Raw genomic sequence first — 614 nt, 5'->3', positions numbered from 1 at the left:
TTCCGCCGGCGACGTTCCCCAGCTGCTGCTGAACGCTGATCGGCTGAAAGACACGGTCGACGCAAACGTAAAGCGGGCCGAGCCGGGCCCTGGCTTCTACCACTTCCCGGACTGGCTGCCGGAGGCCTTCTACGCAGAGCTGACCGCAGAGACGCGCACAGCAAATGGCTGGAAGAACCTCGCCGGACGCCGCAACGAAGCCTTCGACTTGAGCGTGTACGCCGAGGGTCTGGCGCTTTGGATGAAGGTCCCGTCGATCGACTGGAAGGCACCGCCGGCATGGGCCGCGGAATGGGACGAAAACCCCGATGTCAGGGCTGACGACGTTGCGCCGCCGCCGGCGCGCACGCGCACCCGACGCGTTATTCGAAGCAAGTACCTGGGACGCTGATATGGCATTCACCAATGAGCAAATCGTTGCGCTGGAAAGCGCGATCGCCAGCGGCATCTTGACCGTTCGGTACGCCGATCGCACCGTCACCTATCAGAGCCTGAAGGAGATGCGCATCACGCTGCGGCAAATGCGCGGCGAGATGGCGGCGCAGGCGCCTGGCAGGCCGCGCGCGCGCCGCACCATCCGCCTCTACCAGTCGGGCAGCGGCAATGTCTGAGGT

2 protein-coding genes are annotated in these 614 nt (G+C 65.1%); both read left to right on the top strand.

Features of this window, described 5'->3' with window-relative positions; all coding sequences use genetic code 11:
- On the top strand, positions 1-391 hold a 391-nt coding region (locus CXG43_RS01330), incomplete at its 5' end, for a terminase gpA endonuclease subunit (RefSeq protein ID WP_198551369.1).
- A 1-nt stretch (position 392) separates the two neighbouring features.
- The gene (locus CXG43_RS01325; protein WP_019182747.1) at positions 393-611 is read left to right on the top strand and encodes a hypothetical protein; all 219 of its coding nucleotides are present in this window, start codon (positions 393-395) and stop codon (positions 609-611) included.
- Positions 612-614: the final 3 nt, after the last annotated feature.

Origin of the sequence: Stenotrophomonas sp. Bg11-02, assembly GCF_002836635.1 — a bacterium.
Lineage (GTDB): Bacteria > Pseudomonadota > Gammaproteobacteria > Xanthomonadales > Xanthomonadaceae > Stenotrophomonas > Stenotrophomonas lacuserhaii.
The sequence above is the reverse complement of the archived record's forward strand: the minus strand, read 5'-3'. Positions and strand labels throughout refer to the sequence as shown.